The sequence below is a fragment of the Anaerotruncus sp. 80 genome (assembly GCF_009936115.1).
In the GTDB taxonomy this organism is placed as follows: Bacteria; Bacillota; Clostridia; order Peptostreptococcales; family Anaerovoracaceae; genus Senimuribacter; species Senimuribacter intestinalis.
Genome location: NZ_QWES01000018.1, coordinates 1 through 21,579, shown reverse-complemented (window position 1 = coordinate 21,579; position 21,579 = coordinate 1). Strand labels below are relative to the sequence as shown.

General features: G+C 42.5%; 33 protein-coding genes, 1 other RNA gene and 1 pseudogene. 5 read left to right on the top strand and 30 right to left on the bottom strand.

Annotated elements, in window-relative coordinates:
• Positions 1-4: 4 nt before the first annotated feature.
• From D1155_RS10205 to D1155_RS10125, 17 genes are all read right to left on the bottom strand, one after another.
• Positions 5-1,219: a hypothetical protein gene (locus D1155_RS10205; RefSeq protein ID WP_160202303.1), complete on the bottom strand. Its 1,215-nt coding sequence runs from the start codon at positions 1,217-1,219 to the stop codon at positions 5-7.
• 20 nt (positions 1,220-1,239) lie between these two features.
• Complete coding sequence (locus D1155_RS10200; protein WP_160202302.1) at positions 1,240-2,562, bottom strand: radical SAM peptide maturase, CXXX-repeat target family; 1,323 nt, start codon at positions 2,560-2,562, stop codon at positions 1,240-1,242.
• Positions 2,555-2,911 carry a hypothetical protein gene (locus D1155_RS10195; protein WP_160202301.1) on the bottom strand — a complete coding sequence of 119 codons (357 nt, stop codon included), beginning with the start codon at positions 2,909-2,911 and terminating at the stop codon, positions 2,555-2,557. The genes D1155_RS10200 and D1155_RS10195 overlap by 8 nt, the downstream gene beginning before the upstream one ends.
• Before the next feature lie 22 nt (positions 2,912-2,933).
• Entirely contained in the window at positions 2,934-3,242 is a 309-nt protein-coding gene (locus tag D1155_RS10190; protein ID WP_160202300.1) for a hypothetical protein, read from the bottom strand.
• Positions 3,243-3,450: 208 nt separating this feature from the next.
• Positions 3,451-4,191, bottom strand: coding sequence for a hypothetical protein (locus D1155_RS10185; RefSeq protein ID WP_160202299.1), 741 nt, complete (start codon positions 4,189-4,191; stop codon positions 3,451-3,453).
• A 297-nt stretch (positions 4,192-4,488) separates the two neighbouring features.
• Entirely contained in the window at positions 4,489-5,943 is a 1,455-nt protein-coding gene (locus tag D1155_RS10180; protein ID WP_160202298.1) for a hypothetical protein, read from the bottom strand.
• 8 nt (positions 5,944-5,951) lie between these two features.
• Positions 5,952-7,940 (bottom strand): hypothetical protein, encoded by a 1,989-nt coding sequence (locus D1155_RS10175; protein ID WP_160202297.1) that lies wholly within the window; start codon positions 7,938-7,940, stop codon positions 5,952-5,954.
• On the bottom strand, positions 7,933-8,316 hold the full coding sequence (locus tag D1155_RS10170; protein ID WP_160202296.1) for a hypothetical protein: 384 nt from the start codon (positions 8,314-8,316) through the stop codon (positions 7,933-7,935). Before D1155_RS10170 ends, D1155_RS10175 begins: the two co-directional genes overlap by 8 nt.
• Before the next feature lie 46 nt (positions 8,317-8,362).
• Positions 8,363-8,719 (bottom strand): hypothetical protein, encoded by a 357-nt coding sequence (locus tag D1155_RS10165; protein ID WP_160202295.1) that lies wholly within the window; start codon positions 8,717-8,719, stop codon positions 8,363-8,365.
• A gap of 17 nt (positions 8,720-8,736) precedes the next feature.
• Positions 8,737-9,573: a hypothetical protein gene (locus D1155_RS10160; protein ID WP_160202294.1), complete on the bottom strand. Its 837-nt coding sequence runs from the start codon at positions 9,571-9,573 to the stop codon at positions 8,737-8,739.
• A 15-nt stretch (positions 9,574-9,588) separates the two neighbouring features.
• Positions 9,589-10,332, bottom strand: a complete 744-nt coding sequence (locus tag D1155_RS10155; protein ID WP_160202293.1) for a hypothetical protein — start codon at positions 10,330-10,332, stop codon at positions 9,589-9,591.
• A 59-nt stretch (positions 10,333-10,391) separates the two neighbouring features.
• On the bottom strand, positions 10,392-12,017 hold the full coding sequence (locus D1155_RS10150; protein ID WP_160202292.1) for a hypothetical protein: 1,626 nt from the start codon (positions 12,015-12,017) through the stop codon (positions 10,392-10,394).
• Positions 12,017-12,262 (bottom strand): hypothetical protein, encoded by a 246-nt coding sequence (locus D1155_RS10145; protein WP_160202291.1) that lies wholly within the window; start codon positions 12,260-12,262, stop codon positions 12,017-12,019. The genes D1155_RS10150 and D1155_RS10145 overlap by 1 nt, the downstream gene beginning before the upstream one ends.
• Entirely contained in the window at positions 12,252-13,574 is a 1,323-nt protein-coding gene (gene terL / locus D1155_RS10140) for a phage terminase large subunit (RefSeq protein ID WP_160202290.1), read from the bottom strand. Before terL ends, D1155_RS10145 begins: the two co-directional genes overlap by 11 nt.
• A gap of 121 nt (positions 13,575-13,695) precedes the next feature.
• Complete coding sequence (locus tag D1155_RS10135; protein ID WP_160202289.1) at positions 13,696-13,872, bottom strand: hypothetical protein; 177 nt, start codon at positions 13,870-13,872, stop codon at positions 13,696-13,698.
• A 481-nt stretch (positions 13,873-14,353) separates the two neighbouring features.
• Complete coding sequence (locus tag D1155_RS10130; protein WP_160202288.1) at positions 14,354-14,881, bottom strand: hypothetical protein; 528 nt, start codon at positions 14,879-14,881, stop codon at positions 14,354-14,356.
• A gap of 12 nt (positions 14,882-14,893) precedes the next feature.
• Positions 14,894-15,094: a hypothetical protein gene (locus D1155_RS10125; RefSeq protein ID WP_160202287.1), complete on the bottom strand. Its 201-nt coding sequence runs from the start codon at positions 15,092-15,094 to the stop codon at positions 14,894-14,896.
• Positions 15,095-15,964: 870 nt separating this feature from the next.
• Here D1155_RS10125 and D1155_RS10120 point away from each other — a divergent pair.
• The 5 genes from D1155_RS10120 to D1155_RS10100 all read left to right on the top strand — a co-directional run bounded on the left by D1155_RS10120 (position 15,965) and on the right by D1155_RS10100 (position 16,790).
• The gene (locus tag D1155_RS10120; protein WP_160202286.1) at positions 15,965-16,156 is read left to right on the top strand and encodes a hypothetical protein; all 192 of its coding nucleotides are present in this window, start codon (positions 15,965-15,967) and stop codon (positions 16,154-16,156) included.
• Between the two features lie 11 nt (positions 16,157-16,167).
• Entirely contained in the window at positions 16,168-16,311 is a 144-nt protein-coding gene (locus tag D1155_RS10115) for a hypothetical protein (protein WP_160202285.1), read from the top strand.
• Positions 16,310-16,373: hammerhead ribozyme type II (locus tag D1155_RS10110), an RNA gene on the top strand. Before D1155_RS10115 ends, D1155_RS10110 begins: the two co-directional genes overlap by 2 nt.
• Before the next feature lie 14 nt (positions 16,374-16,387).
• Positions 16,388-16,567 carry a hypothetical protein gene (locus tag D1155_RS10105; RefSeq protein ID WP_160202284.1) on the top strand — a complete coding sequence of 60 codons (180 nt, stop codon included), beginning with the start codon at positions 16,388-16,390 and terminating at the stop codon, positions 16,565-16,567.
• Between the two features lie 55 nt (positions 16,568-16,622).
• Complete coding sequence (locus D1155_RS10100; RefSeq protein ID WP_160202283.1) at positions 16,623-16,790, top strand: hypothetical protein; 168 nt, start codon at positions 16,623-16,625, stop codon at positions 16,788-16,790.
• Between the two features lie 32 nt (positions 16,791-16,822).
• Here D1155_RS10100 and D1155_RS10095 read toward each other — a convergent pair whose 3' ends face one another.
• The 13 genes and pseudogenes from D1155_RS10095 to D1155_RS10035 all read right to left on the bottom strand — a co-directional run.
• Entirely contained in the window at positions 16,823-17,245 is a 423-nt protein-coding gene (locus tag D1155_RS10095) for a sigma-70 family RNA polymerase sigma factor (protein WP_160202282.1), read from the bottom strand.
• Positions 17,238-17,408: a hypothetical protein gene (locus tag D1155_RS10090; protein WP_160202281.1), complete on the bottom strand. Its 171-nt coding sequence runs from the start codon at positions 17,406-17,408 to the stop codon at positions 17,238-17,240. The genes D1155_RS10095 and D1155_RS10090 overlap by 8 nt, the downstream gene beginning before the upstream one ends.
• A complete protein-coding gene (locus D1155_RS10085) occupies positions 17,405-17,695 on the bottom strand; it encodes a hypothetical protein (RefSeq protein WP_160202280.1) in 291 nt (96 codons plus the stop codon). Before D1155_RS10085 ends, D1155_RS10090 begins: the two co-directional genes overlap by 4 nt.
• Before the next feature lie 157 nt (positions 17,696-17,852).
• Positions 17,853-18,110 (bottom strand): hypothetical protein, encoded by a 258-nt coding sequence (locus D1155_RS10080; RefSeq protein WP_160202279.1) that lies wholly within the window; start codon positions 18,108-18,110, stop codon positions 17,853-17,855.
• On the bottom strand, positions 18,107-18,616 hold the full coding sequence (locus D1155_RS10075) for a class I SAM-dependent methyltransferase (RefSeq protein WP_160202278.1): 510 nt from the start codon (positions 18,614-18,616) through the stop codon (positions 18,107-18,109). Before D1155_RS10075 ends, D1155_RS10080 begins: the two co-directional genes overlap by 4 nt.
• The gene (locus D1155_RS10070) at positions 18,613-18,846 is read right to left on the bottom strand and encodes a hypothetical protein (RefSeq protein WP_160202277.1); all 234 of its coding nucleotides are present in this window, start codon (positions 18,844-18,846) and stop codon (positions 18,613-18,615) included. Before D1155_RS10070 ends, D1155_RS10075 begins: the two co-directional genes overlap by 4 nt.
• Before the next feature lie 444 nt (positions 18,847-19,290).
• On the bottom strand, positions 19,291-19,458 hold the full coding sequence (locus D1155_RS10065; protein ID WP_160202276.1) for a hypothetical protein: 168 nt from the start codon (positions 19,456-19,458) through the stop codon (positions 19,291-19,293).
• A gap of 55 nt (positions 19,459-19,513) precedes the next feature.
• Positions 19,514-19,690: a hypothetical protein gene (locus D1155_RS10060; protein WP_160202275.1), complete on the bottom strand. Its 177-nt coding sequence runs from the start codon at positions 19,688-19,690 to the stop codon at positions 19,514-19,516.
• Positions 19,687-20,088: a DUF551 domain-containing protein gene (locus tag D1155_RS10055; RefSeq protein ID WP_160202274.1), complete on the bottom strand. Its 402-nt coding sequence runs from the start codon at positions 20,086-20,088 to the stop codon at positions 19,687-19,689. The genes D1155_RS10060 and D1155_RS10055 overlap by 4 nt, the downstream gene beginning before the upstream one ends.
• Complete coding sequence (locus tag D1155_RS10050) at positions 20,085-20,381, bottom strand: hypothetical protein (protein WP_160202273.1); 297 nt, start codon at positions 20,379-20,381, stop codon at positions 20,085-20,087. Before D1155_RS10050 ends, D1155_RS10055 begins: the two co-directional genes overlap by 4 nt.
• On the bottom strand, positions 20,375-20,821 hold the full coding sequence (locus tag D1155_RS10045) for a hypothetical protein (protein ID WP_160202272.1): 447 nt from the start codon (positions 20,819-20,821) through the stop codon (positions 20,375-20,377). Before D1155_RS10045 ends, D1155_RS10050 begins: the two co-directional genes overlap by 7 nt.
• 39 nt (positions 20,822-20,860) lie before the next feature.
• Complete coding sequence (locus D1155_RS10040; RefSeq protein ID WP_160202271.1) at positions 20,861-21,295, bottom strand: single-stranded DNA-binding protein; 435 nt, start codon at positions 21,293-21,295, stop codon at positions 20,861-20,863.
• Positions 21,288-21,579 (bottom strand): annotated as a pseudogene (locus tag D1155_RS10035) (hypothetical protein); the annotation flags it as partial. The gene D1155_RS10040 and the pseudogene D1155_RS10035, both read right to left, overlap by 8 nt.

Here is a 21,579-nt window from a genome sequence, read left to right as displayed (position 1 = left end):
CTCCTTATTTTTTCAAACTTGGCATTTTAGCATATATTGCATTCGCTTCTGCTTCGGTAAAATATCCTGACTTTATTTTTTTCTTTAAATCTGTCACCACCGAATACGGATCACTAATCATTTTTGACGCATTTGAATTTGTGTACATTAAAACTTTTCCATAGTTAAGGTCTCCCGCTTTTTTTGATGGACTTTTCTTGGAAGTGTTCTTTTTCTCCTTTGCAGGTGCAACACTGTTTGAACCGCCAGAACTAGACCCCGACCCAGAACCGCCGCCGGAGGAATTGCCGCTAGTTAGTTTTTTTTTACCGCTAACGTATGGAACACCGTTCTTGTATGTAACGTTATATCCCGCATCTGCAAGCATCAAGCCCGTTGTATATGCCTCCTTATATGCCTTTGCGGCCGCTTCGTTCGCTGCCTTTTCCGCTGCTTCAGCAGCTTTTTTATCGGCTTTGTTCTGCTGTGCAGTTTTGATGATTTCCCAATGATATTGTCCATCATTGCCATACCAACCTTCTGTAGTGTACCCTATTCCCTTCAAATAGCTTTCTCTCGCTTGTCTTTCTCTGTTGGTAGTTTCAAGCTTTAATTGCTCAGTATCTGACTGGTACTTATCACGTGCGGCATTATTTAGCGTCATTCTTTGCGCTTCGCCCTGCGCATAAGCATTTGCAAGCGCAGAATTCAAGTCAGCATCAACCGCATTGATACTGCTATTCATGCTCCGTCTTGCGCTTCCTAGTTGATTGTTTCTCTCGTACTCATTGTTAGCCAAATTAGTACCATATGCCGCTTGCAATTTTAAATTCGCTGACTCAGAAGCTCCACCATTTATTCCATATTGCGACAACCTCTCAGGAAGTGCTTTTTGATTTTGCCGATAATTGACATAAGCGTTATTTGCGCTTCTATCAAAATTGGTGTTAATCCCTCTTGCATCTTCGTTATAGAGGTTCTGATAGTATGCCCTTTGCTGCGCCGCATTGGAATTCAACTGGCTTGTTATTCCACCGATATAGTTGTTAATAGCGTCATCATTGTACGCAAGGGTGTCATTGTATGATTTATCCAGTTCTTGTTGGCGGTTAGACGAATGATTTGCAATGTTTTTCTTTGCGTTATTCCACATTCGCTCTTGAGTCTCTTTGTTTTTGCGCTCGGCTTGGGTTAATCCACCACCCTTTATCGTTTTTACCTTGATTCCTAATTTAGCCATTTAATACCTCCCGTGTTGCTTCATTCAGAAATACTTTTTAGCATTTCGTATTCATGACTTCCAATAATCGGTACCGCCCACTCTTTAGGACAGTGCATTGCAAATGCTTTGTTAATGTTGTGTTTTTTGTAATATGTGTTCCAAAAGTATACATTTGCAAGACTGCGCGCTTTGTGCATTTCACAAATATATGTTGCTCTAGCATCTGGTGTTCCGAATATTTCATAATTATATGCCGAACACCAAGAACATCCTTCTGCTATAGGACAATAAAAACACTCATCCGTTGATTGTGACCGTCTTGTAATTTTATTCAAGCAATCAACACAATTTTTCTCACATTCTTCTAATGCAAGTCCAGTATCTACATGACCAATTCTTAGAGGTGGTTGTTTATCTCCGATAGAACTTTCCATATATCTCAAGCACGGGTATAAATACCCGTCCGGATCGATAGCCAACATCATACCGGTGCCTCCGCACCAATTATCATTATTGTCCTCTTCCATTGGTCTGAACATATCTTCCTCAAATAAAGAAAGATAATGCGACTCGACAATATCTTTTTCATTCCAGAAATCTGCGATTTCCTTCAACTTCTTATAAAAAATCTTAGCATGTTCTAATGCCCAACCTTCTTCATAGACACAATTTGCATTAATCTCATCATATCCTAAGTCATACATATGAATAATCGCATCTGCAACGTGTTCAATATTGCCTGGGGCAATAGTAATCTTTGACCCCATATATCCACCCCGACGCATCCAATCTTCAGCTGCTGCGACTGCTAAGTCGTAACTCGGTCTTCCATCTGGGAAAATTCTACATGAATCATGAAGTCTCTGACTACCGTCAATTGTTACAGAAAAGGATAGGTGATTTTTATATCTATTCAAAAAAATCTGCACCTTTTCGGTTTGATATAAAGTACCATTTGAGCAAATACTAAAACAATGAAGTTTCGCCCAAGGATGATGCAATTCAATAGCTTTTGTCCTAAAGTAGTCAATGATTTGTCCCATTAATTCGACCTCTAAGAATGGTTCGCCGCCTATGAAGTCAATTACAATTGCAGGAGAAATGGTTGGGTTTATATACTTATCCCAACCATTTGCACCAGTCAACAAATTATCAATTGCTTTTTTTGCCACCTCAAAAGACATTTTCCTTTTACCTTTGTTATGTTGATAACAGTACGTACAAGCTAAATTACAATCATCAGTTACTTGAAATGTGACTGTTCTGCTTAAAGTTCTGCTTTCCTCATCATGTCTATTTAATTCCGGGTAGAGTCTTGCTATCATATCTTGGTACTGTTCAATATGTCTTCTTTTAGTCATTGAGTTTCTTTAATACCTCCAAACCGCAATCGCAAAGAACCTCGATAGTCAGTTCATATGTAGCAAAATCTAAGTTCCAATTAAAATTATGTCCTTTTAATTTTTCAGGGACAAAACTCTTCTCAAGTTCAGATTTTGCTAACTCGAAAGCCGCTGTAGCTTCAGCTAATTCCTTTGAATACCCTTTAAAAACAGGCGTCTGGATAAAAGAAGCATCGTGCCTATTGTTCTCCATCAATAAGGAAACAATGCCTTTCATGCTTTCAACCTCGTAAGAAAGTCTTTGAATATAGCTTGCCAGATTTTCTGGAATTTCAATGGTTAAAACATTATCTTTCGTATCACTCATTTCACCTTTTTCTCCTTCCGTTTTATTTCTCATCTTCAGTATCAATACTATCGTAGTTCTTCATGATAGTAACTGCGACAACATTAGACATTAAATTTCTCGTTGCTTGAAATGTTGCACCTTCATAAGCGTTTTTCGTTGTGGTTTTTATGTCTCCAGAAGTAATTTCAATATCTAATAAATTATTTTTATCAAATAAAACTCCTTGAATAATATCAATCCCGTTTATGTCTTCGATTGTAAAAGTCAAAGAACGTGATTTAGTAGACACATTCTCACTTGCATTTTTAACTTCCACAATTTTTCCGCTTTTAAATTTAATTCGTTCCATTATAATCCTCCTAATACTTTACTAGCTAACCCTGCGTAGCATTGATCTTTACAAGTAGTGTAACAAGTTGAACTACAAGTAGAATTACAACTATTCGCACATCCTCCGGAGCAACTGCTTGAGCAGTCTCCTCCGCAGCTTGCGCTACATCCTCGACAGCCATTACTGCAGCCTGAACCACACGTTGAATAACACGCACTACTACAGTTTAAAGTACAACTAGAAGAACAAGAATTCGCGCATGTTGCTGTGCAAGAATCGCAGCCACCACATTCAGCGCCGCATCCACCAGCACATTTATCTCCACAACCGCCACAACCTTGACATCCTCCAGAGCACCCTCCGGCACAGCCCGCTGAACAACCGGAACCACATCCTGTGCATTGAGAACTACAACCTCCACTACAACTTCCAGAACACCCTCCTTTACAAGAAGAACCACATCCGGTACAACCACTTTGGCATCCACCTTGACAAGTTCCACATCCTGATTTAGAACCACCTTGACATCCACCGGTACAGGCTTTACAGGCTCCTCCACATGAACCGGCACAAGTAGAATTACAACCACCACTACATCCACCAGAACAAGAGCCAGAACATGTACTTGAGCAATTTCCGCAGCCTTTACAAGCTTCACCACAACCGGAAGAACAACCAGCGCCGCATCCAGTCGCACAAGTGGCGCCACACGTTCCTGTACAGCCAACACATCCACTTGAACAACCGCTACCACAAGCCCCGCTACAACTATCGCTGCATGAACCACCACAAGTAGAACTGCATCCACCACAAGAACTGCAACTAGTAGAACACCCACCACTACAACTGCCAGAACAACCGCTACATCCAGAGCATCCAGAGCATCCACTGGTACAAGTACCAAAACATAATCCAGAGCATGCACCTCTACAAGAAGAAGTACTTCCTTCCATACTTTCAGATTCAAGGGTAGTAACAAATTGCTCTAACTCCGTGTTCATTCCACTAATTGGTTCTCCAATTTCAGTCACGTAACCAACTTTGTCAATATCAGCAACTTGTAAAGCAACATTATTTGTTTTCTCACCATGCTCTTTCAAAATTGGAGTACCCGCTGCAGGTGGCGTGGTGAAATCGTATTCAGCGCCGCCATATTGAGAAAGGTCTCCGTAACCAGAACGTCTAAGCATCTCTTGTTTAATTTTTGCTTTTAATTCAATTATTTTTTTCGCTGATAAATTCATCTATACCACCTTTATCCATATCAACTCCATACCGCCACTATTGGAGTCCACTCAGTGCCATCGTAATACTTGCCTATTCCGTTATTTGCTGTATCTATCCACAATACTGTTGTATCAGTTGGCGCTGTCTCACTTGCCACAACACCGCCGCCTTTATTCTGCAGTTCTAAAATTTGCTCTTGTGCAGTTGCCAGCTTCTGTTTTTCTTCATCGGTGTAATCGTTCGTGGAAAGTCCTTTGCCTGTGACTGAATCAACTTTGCTGTTCCAAGAATTCTTTTCCTCTGCCGTAACGTGGATACCAGAGTTTGCAGCATGGGCTTGACTGTCTGCTACTTTCTGTTTTTCAGCATCCGTATAATCGTTTGCTGATAATCCTTTACCTGTCACTTTATCAACCTTATTGTTCCAATCTGCCTTTTCATCCGCTGTGACGTGCTTCGTAGTGTCATTGGCGTGTGATTTGAATACAGTACCTGTTATAAAATCACCGCCAACAGCTGCTTGTGCATCATCTCTGGCTTTTTCAGCTGCAGCCGCTGCAAGCGCCGCCTGTTCCTTATAATACTTGGCATTGTCCGTATCTTCGCCAGTTCTGGTATTCGTGCCGCCAACAGCATAACTTTGTGACTTCTTAGCAAAAGTGTCCGCATTCTCCGCAGAACCGGCTGCCGCAGCAGCAGAACCAGATGCGTCAGTCGCTTTCTGTGTTGCTGTAGCCGCGGAGTCAGCCGCACTAGAAGCATATTGCCCCGCATTAGCTTCACTTGCCGCCGCATTGGTCGCCGCAGTCTGCGCCGCATCTCTATATGCAATTAAGGCAGTCTTTAGAGCAGATGAAAGAAATGCATCTGTGATACTTCCTTCCTTTATATGTGCTGTCACAACGCCGCTGTCGCTTACCGAGAATGAAACAGTATCAGAGTTGGAGAATTCATTCTCAGTGATGAAATCTGAAATGGAAATCCTCTGCACTGTGCCGTCCGATGCAGTGAATACTAAGGACTGGGTCGTTTTGTCATAATCAAAATTAATCAGAATCTTTTCCATCAAAGTATCAATCTGAAATGTTGTCCCGTCCTGCCGAGTAAACACTAACACGCCAGTTTCAGGAACCAGCGAAACAGACTTTACAGACAAATTGACCGTGGTCTTGTCAGCTTTATCATCTAACTGGTCGTCAATACTCGCCTTTGTATAAACATCATCCAGCATCGTCTTATATGTCTCCAAGATAGACTGCACTGTAGTTCCTGCAGCACCTGTTATTGGCGTTATATTGATACAATCCGCACCACTGTCACCGTCCGCCGCAGACTGCAAAGCATCAACAATAGAATTCAGCACCGCAGCAATCAGTTCCGGCAGCTTATCAAAGACATGCTTATTCTGGCTTACAGTACCAGTAAGCCTCTGCCCGGGGGTGGACTTCACATTATTTCCACTTATGGATTGCTGTGTAATTTTCTCTAACATATGTCACCTCATTTTGCGAAATTGCCTATACTGTAGGTCTTCGTATATCCAATAATTCCAAACGGTTCATAAATCGCGTCATTTTCAAAAATAACCTGCAGCCGTTTGTATTTCTTTACCTTTTTGCGCAAAAATGCGTCCTGCGCAGAAGAATTGCTGTTGAATGTAAATCTTCCAAAATCAATAACCTTCCAGTTGAAAATATCCATCTGCCATGTGCCAATTTCAATTGGGGGATTCCCGTCCTTGGAAAGATATATCGTAACAGAACTCCTGTCATAAGGCAGCAACGTCAATACGTTGCCTTTCTTGTTTAGCGTTTTGAAGTACTGTGGATATCCGTCACTGTCAAGGGGTGTACTCCACTTACAAGGAATCGAAACGCCGCCGGTTAATAACAGCTTCCCATCATTGTCCAACATTTCAGTCCCATTGTCACAGTAGGCTGTAATATCATCAATATCAGTATTAAACTTGCATATCCTTCCGTCTGCTGTACCAAACCACAATTCATTAGCATAGGTAAAAAAGCAGGTTGCAGCGATATTTTCCCAGTAATAAGCTTCATATACATAATCCGTATTTCTGCCCCTCTCACTGGATCTTTTACGCCCATCAAGGACATAAGCATGGCCGTTTACAGATAAGATGTAATACCGGTTCCACACAATCCCAACGGCATTCTCAAGATCAGGCTCTTTGCACAGTCTTTTGTCAAGCAGCATAGAACGGTTTCTTACAACCTTTTCACTGCTCATATAAGTACTTGATATTGCATAAATACCCGTTCGCGCAAGGAACAACGGTTCATCAACCAGAGTGTCAAAGGAACTTCCTGAGATTGCCCCCACACCTGCGATTGCTGGTGTAACAGAAAACGCCGTTTTCCCGTCAAACTGCGTTCCTTCGATAAGATAAATCGTACTTTCTACACTGATTTCATTTTTAATCGCTACAAGGTACTGTCCTACACGGTGTAGTCCTTTGATTTCGCCGTCATTTCCTACCGTCAGATAGTTGTCATCCGGAAAATATGTTGGCTTATTAACATCAGAGTAATATACCTTTGTGCCGCCTACCACACAGAATAGCCTGTCAGCCGCAATATATCCGTAGGATTTCACAACGCCAGTTGAAAGCAGTTCCACACGCTCTTTCTTATACAAACCCTTCATGCTGCCATTTTCCACATTAGCATCAAAAGCCTCGTAAGTAATCCTTACATTATCCTGCCCTGTTACTACCGGTGCGTGTGCCTGTGTAAATGTGATATATGGCGCACAAACCGAAAATGTTTTCGTACTTCCGTCAATGTCAAGTGCTGTCACAGTTTCAATAGTTGGCAGTGTATACGCTGTCGTCTCCGCAAACATGCCGTCAGTGCCCTGTACTTCTACCTTTACCGATGTTGCCACAATATATTTGTACGCATTTTCAGCCCTATCCTTCTCAGGAACAAGATTATATGTTGTGCTCGTATCATCTCCTAAAAAAGACACAGTCCTCTTTGGCGTAAACAGATTCACACTATCAAGGAATATACCGCCTGTACCGTCAGGTTTGCGTGAAATAATCGTCTCTGGCACATATGCCTCTGTCAAAGCGTCCTTAAAAGTGCTGCCAATCTCATAAATGCCATTTGCAAAAACATACACCTTGCCATCGAATTTGATAATCTCTGCTTTCTCAATAGTCTTATCAACTAATTTCGTCACAGTATCGCCAGAAATGCGATAAACCCCCGCAGTTGTGATTGCGTATAGTAAATCTGCATCTATATAAAGTTTTAGAATTTGCTCACTTTCACCAAGGCTGTATTTGGTTCTCCACCCCAGCCTCTTGACCGGATTTCCTCCGTTATCACTTATCATGTTCAGCGTATCCGGTGAACGCTTTTGACTACATTCTGTTGAGTCACAGGAAAAGTCAGCGCCCAGCAATTTGTCATAAGAAGTGTAATGCAATGTTGGAGGGTTTGGAATGTTCATCTTAGCCAAACCTATAACCTCCTGTAATTGTCATTTTCGTGCCGTTCAGTCTCTCGGAAAAAATCTGATTGCACAAATCATCGTACTGGTTATAATACATAACCGCCTTTCGCTCATCGTCATCAAGCCAAATATAGTAAGCACTCAGAAGCGGCAGCAGCATTATCACTTTTGCAGGAAGGTCTATTTCTGTCTCATCGTCCGATTCTAAATCTAGCGCAAACGGAGCAGGGTCTTCCCCTTCCAGCCGGCTTACCACGGTATTCTTTATAATTTCAATGGAACGATTCACCGCATTAATGACAAGTTCCTTATATTCGTCCATGCTTGCATCTTCCTCAAAGCCCATATCTCTTAATTTATCTTTCAGGTCTCCAAAAGTCATACTGCCCTCCTTTTAAAAAGGGGCGGGACAGTGCCCGCCCAAATTGCTACGGCAATACAATAACTGCCGCTTTTACATCAGTCGAAGACGGAATGAATACCGCCGTTCCTTTATTCGCACCGCTCACCTGTTTAAAAGCACCGGAATCCAGTCTGAAAGCAGCAATGCCGCCGGCTGCAATAGAAAAGGCATCAAGGTCAGCAACACCCTGAATACCGTTTCCCTGCTTCACCTTTACGGTGGCTGCCGCAGTCCCGGAATTCTGAAACAGGAATAACGTTCTTTCGTCCTGCGCACTAAAGTCAATGGCAAAACCGTCCGCTGCTGCTGTTGCTGCTGCCAGTTCCACCAGCTTTCCTTCATTCAGATTCACTTTCTGGAAATCAATCTTCTTAATAGCCATGATATCTCACTCCCTTCTTACGCACTGGCTTTACAGTTCAGCACAATAAGTTCTTTTGGTCTAACGATTTTAGCATCATACAGCGCAAAACCCTTTACAGCATCATCAAAAGAGTTTTCAGGTCTGTACGGCTCTGTATGTATCTTCGGATTTGCAAAAGCAATCGCTTTCTTGGTACGAATCATGACAAGGTCATTGCTATTGGTATCCTGCGCAACGTTGTTGCTCATCTTTACAATCACATTGCCATATCTGCCAACTTTGCCATTTTCGAGCATTTTGCTATTGTCAGTATCAAGGGCAGTGTACGCCTGCTTTAAAATCATGTAGAACCACGGCTTTACCGTCATCACGATTTCATCATTCGGCTGTACATCATTGTCATACAGCTTAACAAGGGAATTATCGATAAGAGACAGGATATTATCCTTTGTTACCGTCGTTGCGGTAGAAGCATATCTGACTGCCAGCTTGTCCTTTGCCATGCTTGCGATATACTTGTCCATCTCGTTTGCAACTCCAAGAGTCGATTCTTTGCTTAAAGCCTCCATAATTCCGCCAACCGCCTGTAATTTGTCGATATCGCCAACTTTGTAATTAAAGTAAGCAATCTGCATAATCGGCATAGATACTGCGGTGGATTCTACTTTTTCCGCACCGGTTAATACAATATCCCCGCCAACCTGCGTTGTAATGGTAGGCTTGCCTACGCCAAGGATTTTTACAGTATCACCGGTATTAGATACCTGACCTTCATATTCACGGTTACAGTCCTCTGCGTACACTAATTTTCTTTCCAGTTCGTGCTGGATTTTCTTTGCCCATACTCTAGGCACAAAATTCTTATAAGACATAATTTTTCACTCCTTTTACCATTTTTTCCATGAACGTTCAATGGCTTCAAGGTTCGCTTCCAATTCCTCATCAGACATAGCTTCCACTTCCTCTTTTGTGAAGTAATCACTTTCCGTTCTTGCGCTATTAACGCTTCCAATCGGCTTAGGCGGAGTTACTTTCGTTTTTGCTTCCTTTGCCTTCACCGCAAAGTACGCGTCTACCGAAGACAGCCCCGCAGCGATATACTTCGGAAAGTCTTCGCCAAGGTCTGTAAGGTCTTTTACGCCTGCGTCAATCTGCTGAATGTCTGCCAAACCTTTTTCCATCATTCGCTCAATCTTGATTTTCTGTAATTCATTTTTCAGGGTGGCGTTTTCAAATTCGGTGTTTTTTCTTTCCACCTCTGCCTGCATACGTTCCCTCTCAAATTCTAGTGGCACACCTGTCGCATTTGCTCTAGCCTGTACCGCCAATTCCATTGGGTCGCCCGAGAAATACAAGCCAAGCGCTTCTGCCATCATGGCGTTTTGCGCTTCGACTTCTGCCTGTCTGGCTTCTGCTTCTTCCGCACGTCTACGCATCTGCGCCCATGCGGAATCTACGTCTGTTTTCGCTGAAGGCGTCCCCTCTTCCACGACTGGGTCGGCGACTTCCAGTTCTTCTGCGCCTCCTTCACCTTCTGCCGGGTCGGCGACTTCCGGCTCTTCTGCGCCTGCACCTGCGATATCAAGTCCATCGTCAATATCAAGATGCTGTGTGAACATGTTTTTTAACATAATTTCGTTATCTCCTTTTAAAAAAATCTATAAAAAGAGACGGTCTGTGCCGCCTCAATTTACCCTATTAACATTTCCTCCTGCGGAATCTGTTCTTGCATCTGCTGCTGCATCATTTGCTGCTCTTGCTGCATTGCCTGCCGCTTTTTCAGCACCGCCTGCAATTTCGCCTTTGGTACTGCATTACTGTTACAAAGTTCCACATATTCTTCAAAGGTGATTTGCTGTCGTTCAAATACATTATCCAGCCACTGCTGCTCTGCCAGTTTCGACCAGGCATTATCCTGTGATACATCAACCCTGACAGAAGGTCTGATAGACTCTACCTGCTCAATCGGAATGATATCTGGCATATCCTGCATCATTGGGTCTATGCCATCTTCTAAAGAGCCTTCATATTCAAGCCCGTTGGGATTAAATGCTACCCAGATATCAAAAAAGAGCAGCGCCACATCTTCTACGAACTGCTGATATTGGGATATCTGCTTATTCAGAGGAATCTGCGCTTGGTCTCTGACCGCTAAAATAGCCTGCCCCGATGCTTGCTCTGGATTTACGTTACCAGTTGCATAGTCTCCTGCACCTGCCAGTTCTCTTGTCATGGTAAGCAAGTCACTGAGCAGCTTATCCGCATCAGATGAAATATTTGTTGCGTTCAAGTACGAAACCATCTGGTTGACAGACTGGGCACCGCCATTCACTTCAATCGGCGCGCCGGTTTTATCTAAATCCTCTGGATTTGTGACAGCATTTCTATCATATGCAATGCGCGGGTATGCGGTTAGCTTCACCGTCACAGATCGTCTTGCAATAGTCTTATTGACTTCCAACTGGTTGGGAATCAGTTGCGCGACCTCAGATACACCCCGTGCGGAATTAGGACGCTTTTTCCAGATAAACGGTACAATCGGGTAAGAACGGAGTCCTGTTCCGATGTATTCGCCATCGTTGTTTGTGCTTCTCACCACATGTGCAGGTTCATAAACAACGCTTTTGGTTGACCTTGCTATTTCAACATAGCCGTCTGCATTCTTGCTCATACAAAGGATTGATGTGACCTTGTCCGAAACTTCGTCCTGATTCACAATCTGCATATCCTTATTATCGTCAGAACGTATCAATGCAAGTTCTTCTTTTGACACACCGTTTTTCTCTGCAATCTTTCGGACGCTTTCCACGTTGAGACGCTCTACTATCAGCACATAAGGCTGTGCCTGTATGTCAGTGATATTCTCATCTGCCAGCAAAACAGTTGTATTGGCAAGCACCTGCGGAGGTACTTTAGAATCACATTCACCCCAATAAGCATAAGCATCGCCCTGCACCGCAGCTGCCTCTATGACTTCCCACGCGCAGGCATTCATTTTGCCCTTATCCCAGCTTTCCGCAAACATCTTGTTGAGAATTTCACAGATTTTTTGCGTATCCTTATTGGAGTTTAGGTCAGAATACACCGCGGTCATCATGTTCTGCGACACAACGCCGACTTTATACTTGATGACCGGCTCGATAAAATTGAGAACCGGCAGTTTTTCGCCGCCACTTTCCATGCCTTCCCACTGATTTCCTATGTAAAAGTTCCAATTCTCGTTGGTCTTCTTAATCAGGGATTTTTTATCTAAATAATCCTTGCATTTCTGGTATCTTTGCCAAATTTTAGTCAGATTTTCATCTTGCTTTTTCATTAGATAACCTCCTGACCTCCGGACGTACCGTCATAACGGTCTATATTCCTTAAAAGTGCTGCTGTTTTCTCATCAATCTTTGGTTTTTCCGTTCTTTTTACGATGTTTTTCACGGTCGGAACGGTTACTTTCACCTCCGCATTAATGTTGTAGCCTTTCAGGAAGTATTGAACCACTATAAAAGGCACAATTAAGGCATTAAAAAACGCCAGTATCACTACTGCCGCAACTAAGCTATATAACATTGATTTTTTCTCCTCTATCTATTGATTTTCGTTTCCTTTTTAGCCCCGGAAATGCCTTGTGCAGCGGATTTACTTCCGCCTTTGGCTTATGTTCCGACTTGGAATAAATCAGCCTATTAAGAGCCTGTGACATACTGTCTACTTGGTCGTCATGCGCCCCGCGTGGAAATGCCGCACACTCTTCGACGAATTCATCTGTAAACGGTTTATTTCTTGGTAAATACACATTCCCTGACTCAATCGCGCCGGAAACGGCATTGACTCTGGCAACTTTACCACCTTCCGGAGTTATCGGAATGATTCCGGCTATATCATGCCTTAATACCTGTACGATAGCAGACCCATTCGCCTTATCCTCTATCAAAGTAGTGAGACACTTTGGATACATTGCCCTAAGCCTAAGTATCTCTCTGACGGTGTCCGGCATATTCAGGTGCCGCTTCACCGCATCAACAAGGTACATATTCGCGCCGGTCTTGCCCCAAACTTGTATTGCCACATAGTCATTGTCTTTGCCGTCTTTAAAAGTTGCGTCAACAGACATTACCCAGTCGACAATATCAGGAAGTTCATCGTAGTACTGCCACCACTCACGCTTTAGCATATTGCCTTCCGCAGAAGTGGGTCTGCCTTGAAACAATGCGTTCCAGCTTCTTGTTCCATCTGTATAACCACTCTTGAAATCAGCAAGCCACTTATTATCTTTCTTGATTTCCGGGCAAAGCGCATCTCCGACCTTTCGCCCAAGCGGGTCGTTTTCTTCTGCTTCGCATGGCAGATTCAAGACTTCAACATTCTTTTCTCTTGCAATAATTCTCCCCGCAAGGTCATCTTCATGCCATCTTGTCATAATGACAATGATTTTAGCACCCGGCGCAAGTCTGGTCTTATATGATGAATTCCATTCGTCCCAGATTCTTTCACGATAGCTTTCAGAATCGGCTTCCTGCTGCGTTTTAACCGGGTCGTCTATGATAAATAGATTTGCGCCATTGCCGGTAACACCGGAAGTCACACCTCTTGATATCATGCCGCCCTTATGATTATCTAATTCAAACTCAACAGCCGAATTCGGCGATTTTGCTAAGTTTATTCCGAATATATCATAGCCATGCTCTTCAATCTTTGCGCGATTGCGCCGCCCAAACTTTTCAGCGAATGTCTCTGAGTAAGACACCTCTATCACTCTATGCAATGGGTTTCTGCCAAGATACCATGACGGAAGGGTCTCTGTTACAGTCATGGACTTTCCATGCTGCGGCGGTGTCGACAGTACTAAAATGTCATAAGCATTATCTGTTTCTCTCTCCAAAAACGACTGCACCCTATCACACAAATACCGGTGAAACTTTGACGGAATCCAACCTGTATTCACGAATTCACAATATGTACAATAGTCATTTTGGAGTATTGCCCGCAAAGCGTCATCACGTTCACCCACGAAGCTTCACCTCTTCATTATGCCTCATGCACCATTCGCTACCTTGCAGCTTGTCTATCTTTGCTGTGACGATATCACATTCATTATTGCATTTCATCAAGGCTGCCGCCAAACAGCAGCAAATGATTTCTCCGTTCTCTGCTTTAATCCTAATCCTAATTTTCTCCATATTTTCCCTCAAATTTTTAAAATTTTTCGCAGGTGAAATAATCGCCCAGTGGGGTGTTTTAGATTTGATTGGAAATGTACGCATGTACTACCTACCCGCTGGCGCGAACGAGTGGGGCGCGTTACGATGTGGTATCCTACCTCCCACCCCTACCCATCATGGGGAAATTGGTATATCCTTTTTCTTATTCGTAAAATATGCAATAAAAAAAATCCGCCGGACACTGCAACATTATTCGTCAGCGACAGACACTGCACATACTGCCATGTACTATATCTTGTGTGTATATCTGATGTATACTGATATTCCTCTATTAACACAGTATTTTCAACGTTTTCATCGCCTTAACTATTCCCAAAAACCTTATGTTGGGAATAGTTGAACTGCACAAAGTGTATAAATATACATCTTTTTCGGGTATTACCCCGACATTTTCCGATACTTTATACACATTATTCACAAATAAGGAATGTTTATACCGCTATTTCTGCCGCTCTGTGTACTGCTTAATCAACTTATCTGCGGTCGCTTTGTCTGCCAGCTTTGGCTTGATTTCGGTATTGACGTTTTCTTGCTTGTCTGCCCAGTTGCACCAGTTTTTTAGACAGAAGATAGTCATTGTTTTATCGTATTTTCCAAGGCTTGCGCCCTCTGTCAAGCAGTCTGACAACATATCAATGTACATCTTTTTGATTTCGGGAAAATATATCTCTAGCGTGTTATATACCGTTCTCGGTGTGATTTGCAGATATCTAGCAAAATTTGCCTTTGTTGGATATATACCGTACTCATTTAGTCTTACATGCTCTATGAAGTCACTAAACGTATCTATGAGGTCTTCCGGTGTGCTAAATGCTTTAGGCTTGCCTGATAGTGTCCCCTGACCTGCCCCCGGGTTTTTCACGCCCGAATGTGTTCTGATTTTGTTTCCAGCCTCATCTATGCAGGTAGTCTTTCCTATGCGGGTTACTTCCCCGACTGCCTGCGACATCGGCAAAACTTTTCCCATCTGTTTATCTCCTTACTCATTTCTTGCAATAGAAGCGTTCGCCCACATACAAGATTGCTCCAGATTTGTAAATGCAAGTGATTTCTCCCTGCTGTTTGGGCACAACTCATCAATTAAGCAAGCCATTTCTTTCGCTTTCTCTCTCAGTTTCTCGTATCTCTCCGGCTGCTTGGCTTTCGGAGCGTGATACTTGTAAATATTATCAAAATCCATGTTCTAATCCTTTCCTATATGAAAATAGCCGCCACTTCTGACTGCACATGTTATCTTGTTTTATTTCCCCAACACAAAACCCCGGCAGCGAACCAAACCGGGGTATGTATGAAAGGATGAAATTAACCAGCTGAAGCAATTGGGAAACCTCTTCCGAGGATTTCCCTATCTTTCGACACTATCATTATATCATGGAAAAGGGGCAAAAATTTCCGGTGTTTTTCCGGAGTTTTAAAGGGTGGACAAAAAAGTTTTGCGGAATAATCGTTGGAATTTCAACGTTTTAAAATTTTCTCGAAAAAATTTGTGAAAAAGGGTTGACATGGTGCTTGCAGTATGCTATGATAAGAACTGTCAAGAGGACAGAGCGAAAGCGGTTGACCTTCCGTTACCGCTACATATACGGTGAAAAATCCGAATTGTACAAATGGGAGGTGATAATATTTCAGCTTATGAAATTCTAGTAATTGTCTTAATGATGATTACACTGATAGAAATGATTAGAGGAAATAAAAAATAACCGCCTAAGCCTGACAAACTGAGCGGTTATCTTTTAACCAATTGGTCAGCCGTTTTCATCGGCTTCCTCTTGACATCATAATAACACAAAAAGGCGGTGATTGCAATAGCTAAACGAAAGACTTTCACCAGTACGGAAGTAAAGAATCGTTATAACGACAAGGTTTATAAGGCTATAACGGTACGAATTCCGAAGGAAACAGCGGAAGCGTTCAGAATCAAATGTGAAGAAACGGACACACCGCAAAGACAAGTTATATTGCAAGCTATAAATGATTTTTTAGGGGATAACTAATCCCCCAAAAATATACATACTGCAAGCAGTATGTATAGCAGAAAGGAATAAGAAAAATGAAAGCACAGAATATCACGATCGACATTAATAAATTAGAATCAGAGGATTTAGAGTTACTTGCTCAGATTCTTTACAACACCGAAAGAAGCAACGTCCAGAAAGCGAAAGCCGTACAGAACAGATTGGCTTTTGTAAAAGGCTGGATGAGTGAGAAGCAAGAAGATGAATATATCAAGGAATTTTGTTAGGAGGTGAAAAAATGACATTACAGAATAAAAAGCAAACGGCACTTGAAGCCTATAATCTGGCAAAAGCCGCATACATTGCCAACCCAACAAAAGAAAACTGGATTACCTTTTGCGATGCTAAGAGAACTTGTATGTTACTAGGCATAATCCTTTAGCCGAAACGCCTTCGGGCGTCAGCCGTGGGACGGTCTCCCGGCTCTGATGAGGGCAGACCAGAAAGGAAGAAACACTATGGATAAAATGACAAATACTACTGTTGCAAAAATTTTAGAAATGCACTCAGTCCTGTATTTCATCGAAGCCGGAAGAGTCTTTGCCGATAGCATGTTTGGTGGCACCGAAATCTTTGAAGAAGTGATTGACGTAAGCGATTGGTCACGCAAACAGCTTTTACATTGGTTAGGTTATTGAGTATAGGGAATCAGCCGAGCCAGGCGGCTAATCCTGGCAGAAAATGAGGAACACCATGAAACATATTTTAAAAATTACCGCAATCGTTGCAATTACAGCCGTTATCACCTATTTAGCCACCATGAACAGCCTAATCATAGAAACCGATGGAGACGGCGACAGCGCTTTTGTAAAGGCGTTTGGAATTGAATGGTTTACAGGAATTAACGGGTATGACGTATAGTAAAACCGGGTCAAGTTCGACCCGGTTTCATGCTATCCAAAAATCAAATGCTGGAACTTATTCAGCGCCCTTTTTCGTATGTCATAAATTGCCGATTGTTCAAGGTGCAGCGACTCCGCAAGATGATAAACTGCGGCGGTTTTAGTCTGCCCCTTAAGGAAAAACTCCGTCAATACTGTTTGTTCCGTTTCCGTCAACTGCGCCATGCAGTCATCAATACGCTGTAAATCGTGCTCATAGTCCTTTATTTTAGTAGCTAAATCAATACGCCTAAGCGCTGTTTTTTCCAGTGCATCGGTACTTTTTCCACCTGTCACCTTGCCGCTGCTGTAGTCCATACCGCCCGCCCCGTCTAAGGCGTTATATTGCTCTTTGAGCGATTTTAACACAGCTTTATTGTGATTGTATTCCGCAAGTAATTTCGCCGTGTCGTAATGGTAATACTGTTCAATCACGCCTGTTCCCTCCCTGCTTTGTAACCGGGAAATGCGCCCGGTCTCCGCTCAAATCCGTAATAATAGCTGCGTGACATGTTCTGCACTGCTTTCCGCAAGGTATGTACCCTTTCTTTCGTGCCATCGCCTCATCACATTCTATTTTCTTAATCCAAGATTTCACTGTTTTCCTCCCTTCTCCAAATCGTCAAGCAGCTGCTTGACATCTATCCCGGTCAGGTCTTTGCAGTCCTTGACCTGCTGCCATACACTTGTCCGCTTGTCTGCTACCTCTGCCATTAAAGCCAGATAAGCGCCCAGAAAGTCCGCTATCCTCTTGCTGCGCCAGCCGTAGACCGTCCACAAGGTTCTGAAAACGATTGCCATGTTTAAGTAGTTCGACTCTCTGACATAGTCGGGCGGTTTCCGCTGCGGCTTAGTCTGTTTCTTTTTCTTTGCTCTTGGTATCATTTTTTCCTCGCTATGCTTCTTTTGCAATAATTACAAATGTGATTTTTGCTGGTTCTCCATTTATTTTTTCTTGCGTTCATGATTATATTCTCCCCTGATATGGGCAGTTCCCAGTAAAGCATCATGCCGCACCTATCGCACTTTATCCCTGCTATCATCATTTCGGTTCACCATTCTTCCCGTCCATGATTGCCCCGCAGTTTGGACAAAATTTTGTTTTTCCCCAAAAATAATTGACTGGATATCTGCATAAACTGCACTGCGAAAAATAATTCCCATAATCTTTCCATTTCCCATGTTTGCGCTCTGGTTCTTGAAGGGCAACATATGCTATTTCTAATGCCTTTAACTGTATTGGCGTTGGATTCCCCTTGTACATTCGCTTTATAATGTCTTTAGCTTCTTCTCTAGTCATTCCTGTTCACCTGCCCATTGTTCAGCTATTGCTTCCGCTTCTCCTTGTTTTACAAATAATAACCAATGTGTTTTGTTGTACTTTCCACTTTTGTGTCCAATTAAAGGTTTCACTGGTGCAAGTTTTAGAATTTCAGAAGTTTTAATATCGGTTTCATTCCATTTAAAAACCAAAAATCCTTCGTCTTTTAACACCCTAAAACACTCTGAAAAACCTATTTTTATATCTTCTTTCCATGTATCTGGATTTAATTTCCCGTATTTTTTGGCCATCCAAGAATTTTCTCCTATTTTTAATAAATGTGGAGGGTCAAATACTACAAGATTGAATGTTTTGTCATCAAACGGAATGTTCCTAAAATCTGCTATTATGTCTGGCATAATTGTAAAATGTCTACCATCACATAAAGTATCATCTAATTCTCGATTGTCCATATACGTTACAAATGGATTTTGCTTGTCAAACCAAAACATTCGTCCTCCACAGCACGCATCTAAAATCTTCATAACTTTGTTTCTCCTTTCAATTTATCCAACAACCGTATCCAGTCATCTTTGTCACACTCATCGCCGTAATATGGCGCTTGCTCAATATCTGTAATCATGATTTTCTTGCATTTGTTTGACAACTTTGGAATCTCGGAGATAATGTACCTTGTCACTATCCCAACCATGTAGCTTCTTCTGCCTAGTGCATAGCGCAAAGCACATATTAAAACGCTTTCATAATCTGTCATTCATCTACCTCATTATCTAACCATTCTTCTTTGCACAAATAGCACAAATCTCTACGTGGAATTTTTCCTGCACACAAGCATCTTTCGTCTCCTACGTAATACGGACACTCCACATTGTAAAAAACCATTGATTCGTACGATGCTCCCCCATCGTCTATACAATCTGGGTCTGTCAGTTGCATAACCATGTACTCTCTGTTTGTCATTCCTGCTCACCTGCCTCAAATATTTCATTTTTTCTCAAACACTTCTGCATTTTATTCCAGTCTTTAATTGCCAAATATGCTGATTTATACTGAAACGAACCTCCCCTTCCACAATTAGGACAATATGCTGTAAAATATTTCATTTTATCCGTGACTTGTAGTTGCGGCATACCGTAGTACACGTCATCTCCGCAATTACGCTCATGGTCACAACAGACGCATGGAATTATATCTGTTTTCATTCCTGTTCACCCGCCTTTTCGCTCCACGTCAGCGGACAATCTGCATAATAGTTATCTTGCGGCGCACCCTCATTAGTTGCGCCTTTATCGCAAGAATGCTTTTTCCAGTTATAGAAAGGGCAGTCTCCGCAACAGCCTATTTCAATTTCTATTATTCGTTTCATTCCTGTTCACCTGCCTTATACTCCATCGGTAACGGCTGCCATGCCAAAATGTCATCTAGTTCACGGCCTGAGTCAAAATAGCAGCCATCGTCGTTGTATCTCTGAACCGGATTGGTATCCAGTTTGGATTTTGTGCTAATTCTAAACGGTATTCCAGCTTTCTAACATACTTAGCAAGTGCTGGTCTATCCATTTTTTGCATACGATAAATAGATAACTTTTCTGTTTTCATTCCTTGTCTCCCTCCCACGGTTCAGGCAGTGGCATCCATGCGATAACGTTATATTTATCAAAGTCATCATCAAACCATACACCGTCTCTATAATACAGCGTCGTTGGTCTACTTGCTCCATATATTTGTACCAAAAATTCTGCTGCATAGTGATTTCTTAGATACGATTTTAAAAATTCTTCTTCACTTGGCAGTCTTTCACTGCATGGTATCCAGCCAGTCAGCATTTTCCCGTCCATAATTTCCTCCGGCGTAAGCCCTGTGTCCTCATAGGCTGCAAGCTTTTCAATCGCCAGCAGATACTTATCATGCAACTGTTTTCTGGCTTCTTTCTCTGTCCTTGGGTTGTCCAGCTTTAAAGCTGCTCCCTTTTGTGTTCTTTTGGTTAATCTGTTCATTTTGTTTCCCCATTTCTCAAATAGTGCAGAATCGCCGCCTTCAATATGTACTTTTCACAGCTTACACAAGATTCTTTTGTGCAAACTTCATCATCAATTGCGCAAATGCCATTTTGCTTTAATCTTTGCTCCTCTAGCCTCAATTTCTGCTTCTCTTCAATTTCCTTGATAGTTACAAGCACGTCGTTTATTCCTGCCGCTACTCCGATTTGCATGTCGGTTGTGGGCGGCTTCTCAAATTCTGCGATTCTCCGCTCACAGTATTTCTTGAGTACTTCGGATTCAATCAACATTCTTCTACCTCCAGCTTGAGCAGGTCTTCAACAGACCACGGCTCTTCGTCTGACCAAGTTATAAACTCGAAATTAACGCCAAATGTACTTAATATATATAAACCTATAAATCCATCACAGTCATATTCCCAACATTTACCATAATCATTTTTAATCGGCTTATTTCTAAACCACCATAGGCTACTATCATAATCTCTTGCAATCCACCCAGTTTCAACCAGTTCTAAGAGCTGCTTTTCCTTTGGTGTGATTTTTGGGAGTTCAGCATATTCGCTATTTGCCCATTCTTTTAACAGCGCATCGCAGTCGAGTACATACCAATCACACTCATTGCATCCAATGTCATCGCATGGTGTTATTTTGCCGTTCACCATTCCTATGCTGCTACCTTCAATGGCAATTTCTATAATTTTGCTGGCATATTTCTCTTTGTTTAACATATTTTCTCCTTGTTTAAATCTTGTTTAGCCTTGTTTAATCTAAAATGGGACTGACTCATCTAGTGCTTGGAACGAATCCGGCATTTCTTCCTGCACTGGTGCTTCTGCCTGTCTGTTGTCCGCTCTCGCCGAGTTTCTGCCGCCGGTCGACTGATTATCTCCCCACTCTAAAAATTCTACTCTGTCTGCAATTACGTCTGTCGTGTAGACTGTCTCACCGTTCTTGTTCTGATAGCTTCCGGTCTGGATTCTACCCTGAACGCCGACTAATCTGCCCTTTGCCAGATACCTTTCGCAGTTCTCTGCCTGCTTGCCGAAAACGGTAACTCGTGGAAAGTCTGTCTGCTTTTCTCCTCCCTGCTTTACAGGTCTGTCAATGGCAACCGTAAATGTTGCAACTGCCATCTGTGTGCTTGCAGTATATCTGACTTCCGGGTCACGGGTAAGTCTTCCGATTATAACTACGCTATTCATCTTTTTCTTGTGCCTCCTTAAATTCTCCGTTTTCCAACCTATACCAAACATCGGATTTGATTTTATGGCCGTCCACAACTACAAGTTTACATTCTTTTAAATCAAAGTTGTCGCTATTCTCTTCCGCTATCACAAGAACAGCACCTAATCCACCTTTAACTACAACGCCATTACCCATCGCTACCGCAACACCATTTTCTCCCACGGCAGATTTGCCTCTGCTTGTTGCCGCTCCTCTGTCTCCGGCTGTTGCCGCTCCTCTGTCTCCGGCTGTTGCCGCTCCA

Coding starts and splice junctions, on each gene's coding strand:
- D1155_RS10075 (WP_160202278.1), bottom strand. CDS start 18,616: ATGAAGATTTTAGATGCGTGCTGTGGAGGACGAATGTTTTGGTTTGAC.
- D1155_RS10060 (WP_160202275.1), bottom strand. CDS start 19,690: ATGAAAACAGAAAAGTTATCTATTTATCGTATGCAAAAAATGGATAGA.
- D1155_RS10160 (WP_160202294.1), bottom strand. CDS start 9,573: ATGTCTTATAAGAATTTTGTGCCTAGAGTATGGGCAAAGAAAATCCAG.
- D1155_RS10150 (WP_160202292.1), bottom strand. CDS start 12,017: ATGAAAAAGCAAGATGAAAATCTGACTAAAATTTGGCAAAGATACCAG.
- D1155_RS10145 (WP_160202291.1), bottom strand. CDS start 12,262: ATGTTATATAGCTTAGTTGCGGCAGTAGTGATACTGGCGTTTTTTAAT.
- D1155_RS10190 (WP_160202300.1), bottom strand. CDS start 3,242: ATGGAACGAATTAAATTTAAAAGCGGAAAAATTGTGGAAGTTAAAAAT.
- D1155_RS10130 (WP_160202288.1), bottom strand. CDS start 14,881: ATGGGAAAAGTTTTGCCGATGTCGCAGGCAGTCGGGGAAGTAACCCGC.
- D1155_RS10200 (WP_160202302.1), bottom strand. CDS start 2,562: ATGACTAAAAGAAGACATATTGAACAGTACCAAGATATGATAGCAAGA.
- D1155_RS10100 (WP_160202283.1), top strand. CDS start 16,623: ATGAAACATATTTTAAAAATTACCGCAATCGTTGCAATTACAGCCGTT.
- D1155_RS10105 (WP_160202284.1), top strand. CDS start 16,388: ATGGATAAAATGACAAATACTACTGTTGCAAAAATTTTAGAAATGCAC.
- D1155_RS10205 (WP_160202303.1), bottom strand. CDS start 1,219: ATGGCTAAATTAGGAATCAAGGTAAAAACGATAAAGGGTGGTGGATTA.
- D1155_RS10165 (WP_160202295.1), bottom strand. CDS start 8,719: ATGGCTATTAAGAAGATTGATTTCCAGAAAGTGAATCTGAATGAAGGA.
- D1155_RS10180 (WP_160202298.1), bottom strand. CDS start 5,943: ATGTTAGAGAAAATTACACAGCAATCCATAAGTGGAAATAATGTGAAG.
- D1155_RS10170 (WP_160202296.1), bottom strand. CDS start 8,316: ATGACTTTTGGAGACCTGAAAGATAAATTAAGAGATATGGGCTTTGAG.
- D1155_RS10045 (WP_160202272.1), bottom strand. CDS start 20,821: ATGTTAAACAAAGAGAAATATGCCAGCAAAATTATAGAAATTGCCATT.
- D1155_RS10120 (WP_160202286.1), top strand. CDS start 15,965: ATGAAAGCACAGAATATCACGATCGACATTAATAAATTAGAATCAGAG.
- D1155_RS10050 (WP_160202273.1), bottom strand. CDS start 20,381: ATGTTGATTGAATCCGAAGTACTCAAGAAATACTGTGAGCGGAGAATC.
- D1155_RS10135 (WP_160202289.1), bottom strand. CDS start 13,872: ATGGAGAAAATTAGGATTAGGATTAAAGCAGAGAACGGAGAAATCATT.
- D1155_RS10085 (WP_160202280.1), bottom strand. CDS start 17,695: ATGATACCAAGAGCAAAGAAAAAGAAACAGACTAAGCCGCAGCGGAAA.
- D1155_RS10125 (WP_160202287.1), bottom strand. CDS start 15,094: ATGGATTTTGATAATATTTACAAGTATCACGCTCCGAAAGCCAAGCAG.
- D1155_RS10070 (WP_160202277.1), bottom strand. CDS start 18,846: ATGACAGATTATGAAAGCGTTTTAATATGTGCTTTGCGCTATGCACTA.
- D1155_RS10055 (WP_160202274.1), bottom strand. CDS start 20,088: ATGAACAGATTAACCAAAAGAACACAAAAGGGAGCAGCTTTAAAGCTG.
- D1155_RS10040 (WP_160202271.1), bottom strand. CDS start 21,295: ATGAATAGCGTAGTTATAATCGGAAGACTTACCCGTGACCCGGAAGTC.
- D1155_RS10080 (WP_160202279.1), bottom strand. CDS start 18,110: ATGACTAGAGAAGAAGCTAAAGACATTATAAAGCGAATGTACAAGGGG.
- D1155_RS10195 (WP_160202301.1), bottom strand. CDS start 2,911: ATGAGTGATACGAAAGATAATGTTTTAACCATTGAAATTCCAGAAAAT.
- D1155_RS10155 (WP_160202293.1), bottom strand. CDS start 10,332: ATGTTAAAAAACATGTTCACACAGCATCTTGATATTGACGATGGACTT.
- D1155_RS10115 (WP_160202285.1), top strand. CDS start 16,168: ATGACATTACAGAATAAAAAGCAAACGGCACTTGAAGCCTATAATCTG.
- D1155_RS10065 (WP_160202276.1), bottom strand. CDS start 19,458: ATGAAACGAATAATAGAAATTGAAATAGGCTGTTGCGGAGACTGCCCT.